This window comes from Rhizobacter sp. P1_G5, assembly GCF_056405435.1.
Window position 1 is genome coordinate 1 of record NZ_JBFUCB010000654.1, and the last position, 3,247, is coordinate 3,247.

Annotated in this window: 4 protein-coding genes; 2 read left to right on the top strand and 2 right to left on the bottom strand. The window is 67.5% G+C overall.

Annotated elements, in window-relative coordinates:
- Positions 1-280: 280 nt before the first annotated feature.
- Both AC1D12_RS28900 and AC1D12_RS28905 read left to right on the top strand, forming a co-directional pair.
- Positions 281-979 (top strand): O-methyltransferase, encoded by a 699-nt coding sequence (locus AC1D12_RS28900; RefSeq protein WP_477844566.1) that lies wholly within the window; start codon positions 281-283, stop codon positions 977-979.
- A gap of 23 nt (positions 980-1,002) precedes the next feature.
- Positions 1,003-1,674 (top strand): siderophore-interacting protein, encoded by a 672-nt coding sequence (locus AC1D12_RS28905; protein WP_477844568.1) that lies wholly within the window; start codon positions 1,003-1,005, stop codon positions 1,672-1,674.
- Positions 1,675-1,698: 24 nt separating this feature from the next.
- Here the strand turns inward: AC1D12_RS28905 and AC1D12_RS28910 are convergent, their stop codons facing one another.
- Together AC1D12_RS28910 and AC1D12_RS28915 are read right to left on the bottom strand one after the other, a co-directional pair.
- Positions 1,699-2,667, bottom strand: coding sequence for a glycosyltransferase family 2 protein (locus AC1D12_RS28910; protein WP_477844570.1), 969 nt, complete (start codon positions 2,665-2,667; stop codon positions 1,699-1,701).
- A 141-nt stretch (positions 2,668-2,808) separates the two neighbouring features.
- Positions 2,809-3,247 (bottom strand): M20/M25/M40 family metallo-hydrolase (locus tag AC1D12_RS28915; protein WP_477844572.1); only part of this gene is annotated, 439 nt, incomplete at its 5' end.

Consider the following 3,247-nt stretch of genomic DNA (forward strand, 5'->3'; position numbering starts at 1 on the left):
GGTCAGCACCCCGCGCATCAGCAACAGCAGCTCGCCCTTGCGGTGGTTGTGGAAATCCATCTCGTGCCGCTGGCCGGGGCTCTCGATCACGGCACCGATGCTCAGCACCGGGCGCGGCACGAGATCCGGATCCGCCCAGTCGGCGGCAAGCTCACTCAGAAGGGGCATGGGGGAACGATGACGATTGGCAGGATCTCCGAAGATTCTGGCATTGCCGCGCAATGCGCTCGCAAGAGCCCCTCCGTACGATGTGCCGTCACCCTTTGGAGCACACGAGACCATGGATTCATTGAGCACGGGCCGCGGCGCCCGGACGCTGCAGCACCTCTTCACCGAAGCGGAGCAGGCCGACCGGCCCTTGATGGCGCAGTTCGTCGATGCGCCGCATCCCGAGCAGCTGATCGCGGACACCATCGCCCACCACTTCGCCGAAGAGCGCCGCGACCTGCGCGGCTTCTACCGCGGCTACGCCGACAACTTCCTGAACGTGGCGCCGGAATATGGCCGCTTTCTCTACCAATGCGCCCGGGCCCGCAAGGCGACGCRGATCGTCGAGTTCGGCACGTCGATGGGCGTCTCGACGATCCACCTGGCCGCTGCCCTGCGCGACATGGGGGGCGGCCGCCTGATCGGCACCGAGCTGGAGCCCGGCAAGGCTGCGCGCGCACGGGCCAACCTCGAGGCGGCGGGGCTCGCCGACCTGGTCGAGATCCGCGTGGGCGATGCGCGCGAGACGCTCGCCGATGTCGGTGGCGAGATCGACCTGGTGCTGCTCGACGGGGCATTCAGCCTGTACCTGCCGGTGCTGAAGCTGCTGGAACCGCACCTGAAGACCGGCACGCCCATCCTCGCGGAGAACGCCTTCGATCACGGCAACGAGTACTTGGCCTACGTGCGCGATCCGGCGAACGGCTACCTCTCGCAGCCGATCCCGATCAGCGAGGGCCGGGGCAACGAGTTCAGCGTGTTCACGCGATGAGTTGGGGCCGTTCGCTGATGCGCATGCTGATGAAGCAGGCGCGGGTCGTGGCGGTCGAGCCCGTTTCCGAAAGCTTCCGGCTGATCACGCTGGAGAGTCCGGAGTTCAAGGGCATCCAATGGGTTCCGGGGCAGAAGGTGCAGATCGCGATGGGATCGGCGTTCGTCGCACGGACCTTCACGCCGATCGAGTGGGACGCGGCCGYGGGGCGGACGCGGATCCTGGGCTATGCGCATGGCCATGGGCCCGGAAGCGCTTGGGTCCGTGAGGTCAGTCCCGGCGATGCGTGCGATGTCTTCGGGCCGCGGGCATCGCTCGATGTCGGCAATGCACGCATGCCTGCCGTGATCGGCGACGAGACCTCGATCGGCCTGGCCTGCGCGCTCGGTGGCCAACGCCGCCCCGCGACCCTGCCCTGCCTGTTCGAAGTGAAAGCCGCTGCCCCTGTCCGCGAGGTGATCGCGCGGCTGCATCTGGACGCGGCGGAGTTGTTCGAGTGCAAGGAAAACGACGCGCACCTGGAAGACATCCAGCAGCGTCTGGCAGCCCTCGCGGCCACCGGCTCGGCCTTCGTGTTGACAGGCAAGGCCTCGACCATCCAGCACCTGCGCCGAGCGCTGAAGGACTCGGGCGTCGCTTCGTCTCGCGTCTTGACCAAGGCGTACTGGGCACCGGGAAAGACTGGCCTGGATTGAACTCTCGTGTTCGGTGCCGGAAAGTCAGCCCTGGGTGCGCCCACGCCCCAGCGCACTGAGCACCACCAGCTTGACCGCCAGCTTCGCGGCCGCCACCGTCGGCCGGTAGCGCCACGATTCGCGCAGCCGCTCGCGTGCCGCCGGCAACTGGCGAGCCCACATCAGGTCGCGCGCGTAGCCCAGCGTGGTGGCCACGCGGGCATCGCGAAACTCCTTCGCGAAATGGCGGGCCTCCTCCGGATGCTCCTGCTCGAACTTGGCATACACCTTCAGCCTGTTGCCGGTGTCGATGTTCCGGCTGAGCGAGCCCGGCGTGGCGGTCACGTTCACCAGCGGCTGCGCCACCTCGACGATCGTGGTGGACACCGCCACGCGCAACGCGAAGTCGATGTCCTCGCCGGTCTTGAGCGTGGTGTCGAAGTCTCCGGCCGCCGTGCGCGCCTCGGTGCGCAGCACCACGTTGGAGCCCATCATGCCGCCCATCAGCAGGTCGGGCAGCCGCAGCATGCCGTTCACCACCCCGGGCTTGGGCGGTGCGATGCCGATCTCCGAGCCGTCGGGGCGCACGCCGCGCGCGCGGGTGCAGCACGCGGCACCCGCACCGGGCACCGCCTCGATGGTGTTCACCGCCGTCTCCAGCCAGCGCGGATCCCAGTGATCGTCTGAATCGAGCAGCGCCACGTAGTCGCCGGTCACCTGCGGGAACGCCGTGTTGCGTGCGCTGGACACACCGCCGTTGGTCTTCGGGATGTACTGCACCGGCGCCGGCAACTCGCGCACCAGCTCGGCGGTGTTGTCGGTGGAACCGTCGTCGACCACGATGACCTGGTGCGGCGGCAGCGTCTGCGCCAGCGCGGATCGTGCCGCGCGCACCACGTCCAGCGCACGGTTGTAGGTCGGGATCACGACCGAGACCCTGGCTCCCCGGCCGCTGCTCTCCCGAGCGAACCCGGCCAGGTCATCGACCCGGCGATCAGCCGTCTTGCTGCTCATGGCATCCCTCCCCAGGGCTGACACCTGGTCGTGTCGACTCAGGTTGAGCAGTAGATTAATTGTCGATGTGGCCGAATTCAATCGGCCGGGAACGATTATCGATAATTGTCAGGAATCGAGGTTGAAGGCCGCAATTTCCGCTCAGCCCCGCGCGAAGAACGCCTCCACCAGGCGAACCCAGTACGTCCCGCCCACCGGCAGCAATGCATCGTTGAAGTCGTAATTCGGGTTGTGCAATTCGCACGGCCCCATGCCGTGGTATGTGGCCTCGCGGTGCCCGCCGCCGCCGTTGCCGACGAACAGGTACGTGCCCGGCACCTTCTGCAGGTAGAACGAGAAGTCCTCGGCGCCGCCGTGCTGCGGCGTGTTGCCGTCGACCTTGTCGGCACCGAAGGTGTCTTGCGCCACCTTCATCGCGAAATCGGTCTGCGCGTCCCAGTTCACCAGCGGCGGGTAGGCACGGTGGAACTTCAGTTCGCCGGTGCCGCCGTGCACCTGCGGCAGCACCTCGGCGATGCGCCGCATGTTGGCCTCGATCTCGTCCAGCACCTCGGTGCTGAAGGTGCGTACCGTGCCGCGG

Bases quoted from the DNA above. Each gene is read 5' to 3' on its own strand.
- AC1D12_RS28910 (WP_477844570.1), bottom strand. From the start codon at position 2,667: ATGAGCAGCAAGACGGCTGATCGCCGGGTCGATGACCTGGCCGGGTTC.